This window comes from Bartonella sp. AA83SXKL (genome assembly GCF_042196965.1).
GTDB lineage: Bacteria > Pseudomonadota > Alphaproteobacteria > Rhizobiales > Rhizobiaceae > Bartonella.
Window position 1 is genome coordinate 1 of the sequence record NZ_JBHIRG010000064.1, and the last position, 3082, is coordinate 3082.

The following is a 3082-nucleotide window of genomic DNA, read 5'->3' on the forward strand; positions in this document are numbered from 1 at the left end:
CGGGCAATGTGACCAACAACAAAACGGGCTTAATTTATGTGAAGGGCAATGGTGCTTTACAAGTTGATGGGGCTTTGTTGAATGATTTTGGCACCATAATGGCAGAAGGTGATTTATCTTTTACCAATGCGGCTGGCAGCGGAAAAAGCCTTTCGCTTGTTAACAAAGCAGGCTTTATTCAAGCTGGTGGAAACTTAAATATCCAAACCAACACTCTAAAAAACGAAGCCGATAGCACGCCTGTCATCACAGAAAAAACGGAATATAGCGATATTTCTTTCCAAAAACCAGAGGATTTTCATGGTAGCGGAGATGGGTTGTTATATCATAATACACAGCAAGATCTTTGGGGAAAGGGGCACATTGAAGAGCCAGACTCAATTCTTGGTGTTAACATCGAGCATACATTATTTAGTTTGGACGAAGTACTTTTTGATAATAAGGAAGGATCATACGGCAAAGCAACATTGAAAGATGGAACAGTCTACAAGGCTTTTACTTGGGTAAAAGGACGGGCGCATGGTAGAGATCATATGCAGACATATAAATGGAATGGTTCTCGGCGGAAGGGAGGATGGTTTGGGTCAATAAACGAAGACTGGTCACACATGACAGAAAAGACTGTCACACAAGCATTTTCGCATAAACCAACTGTTTCGGGGGTAATACAATCTAGTGGCAATCTCATCATTAACGCTGATACCATTGACAACCATTATAGCTCTATGAGAGCAGGGGGAAATGCCGATATCCACGCCAATGTGCTGACCAATTTAGGGGCAACGGCTTATAAAAACACTTATCTTGGTTGTCAGGCTAATACAGACAGTTGTTATGGTTATAAAGCTGATGGAAGCCGCGATGTTTCTTTAGATATAGCCAATGGCAAGGATCGCCAGATTGGTTCAGAAGCTTTGGAGAGCGTTCCTGGTCTTGTCCAAGCGGGTGGCACGTTGAATTTGGTGGTCGATCAACTCAATAACACGGCAGCGGAAGGTTCGATTACAGGGGATGCGCATTTTAAAGCACAAGCAGTTGAAGGCAATCCACTGGAGTCCTTAAGTGGTTTAACTGGGGCTGGCGCTCTCTTTACACCAACAGTCGATCTCAATAATGCAGGGGAACTTTCTGAGGGGCTCCCTTTACCAAAGCCCCAATCGGGTGGGGTTGGGGGCACGCTGCCCAATCAAAATTTCATTTATGAAACGCGGGCAGAATTCCTTGATGTTGGCAAGTTTTATGGCTCAGCCTATTATTTGAACAGAATTGGCTACAATCCTGACAGAGAGATTTTTTTCTTAGGCGATGCATATTTTGAAAAGCAGCTGATTGAAAAACAAATGCGTGATCTTGTTGGTCAAGGGTTGGGTAAAGGCTCCTTTATTCCTGGAAGTGATGCCATTGAACAAGTCAAAACTTTGCTGGATGTGGGGGCAGAATATGCAAAAGCCCACAATCTCCCTTTTGGTGAGGCTTTGAGTGAAGAACAATTGGCGTCCCTAGAAGCCCCAATGGTGATTTATGTGCGCCAACAGGTCAAGGGCATGGATGTTTATGCTCCGGTGCTTTACATCCCTGAAAAAGACAGATCCTCCTTTGTTTCTGCTGGGGCTTTGATCATGGGCGATGATGTCAATATCACCAGCCAAAATACGAGCAATTCAACGATTATCAATTCAGGGCGGATTGCGGCAAATCACCAATTGCATGTGCATGGTGGGGATATCCTCAGTCAAGGGGGGCATTTTGCGGCGGGTGGTGATGCTGTTATCCTTGCGGAGAAGAATATTCGTTTGGATGCAGGGCGCACAACGGTTGACGGCGTGGAGACAGTATTAAACACCGAGGCGCTTTCTGCTGGGGGCAATGCGAGCGTAATTGCCAAACAAGATATCACCGCCTCAGGGGTGGGGATCACCACCGGGGGTGATCTTGCCATGGCTACAGAACAAGGTAACTTGACGATCGGTTCAGCAGAAACCCATTACCATGATGAACACGGTGATGCCACCATGCATCATAAATCAGAAGTCAACTCTGGAGGCTCAACAACGCTTTCCTCTGGAAAAGATTTGAATATTTTAGGCTCTGATGTTCAAGCAACGGATAATCTTTCCTTACAAGCTGAGAGGAATGTTTCGATTGATGCTACACGCAACAGCATGGACAATCAGAATGGGAGTGAAACATCTCATGTTGCTTTACACAATGGCTCTCATTTAAGTTCTGGAAAAGATACCACTGTCATCTCAGGTCAAGATATCCATATTGCTGCTTCCGATATAGATGCCAAGGGCAATGTTGGACTTGGCGCCCAAGGGGAGATAACAATAGGGGTAAGAAACGATGAAGTGGAATATCATATTCGCACCAAAAACACGAAAGTGGATATGCAAGCCTCTCATGCCGTTGGATCTTCGATAAAATCGGGAGGTGACACCACTGTCATTGCAGGGCAGGATGGCAAACCGCATGATCTTAGCATTACAGGTAGTTCCATTGCGGCTGATGGCAAGGTGGGGCTGAAAGCCAGCAACGATATTCTCATCAATAATGCAGAGGATAGCTTACATTATGAGATGTCGTACCATAAAGACGGTGGGGTGTTTAGTAGCAGTAAATCTGAGCATAACAAGATGGATGTGCGCCAAGTTGTGGGGTCAAGCATAACAGGGGGTGAAGGCATTGCCATTGATTCCGGAAACAACACGGAAGTTGTAGCCTCGACGCTCGTAGCCGGTAAGGCAGAGGAAACGTCAGGAGAGAAAGCACCAGGAGATCAGAAACAAGCGGATATTACCATTCACTCTGGGGGAAAGATTGTCATAAAAGGCGCCCAAGAACACTTGGACCAGCAAGCACAATCGTCATCAAGTGGCTTTTTGCATGAGGAATCTTCCGATACATCTCAATCGCATACCACAACGGTTTCCTCTATCCTTGGGGCGACGGGCAACATTATCACGCAATCAGACAAAGAGACCACAATCACTGCTTCTCATCTGCTTTCCGGTCAAGATATCAATGTGAGCGGAGAAAGTGTGACGATTGATGGCATGACAGATCATCATAAAAGCCATTC

The 3082-nt window shown here is 45.6% G+C and carries 1 protein-coding gene; it reads left to right on the top strand.

Features of this window, described 5'->3' with window-relative positions:
• Positions 1-3082: hemagglutinin repeat-containing protein (locus tag ACFINO_RS09485; RefSeq protein WP_375655559.1), on the top strand; the 3082-nt coding region annotated here is incomplete at both ends.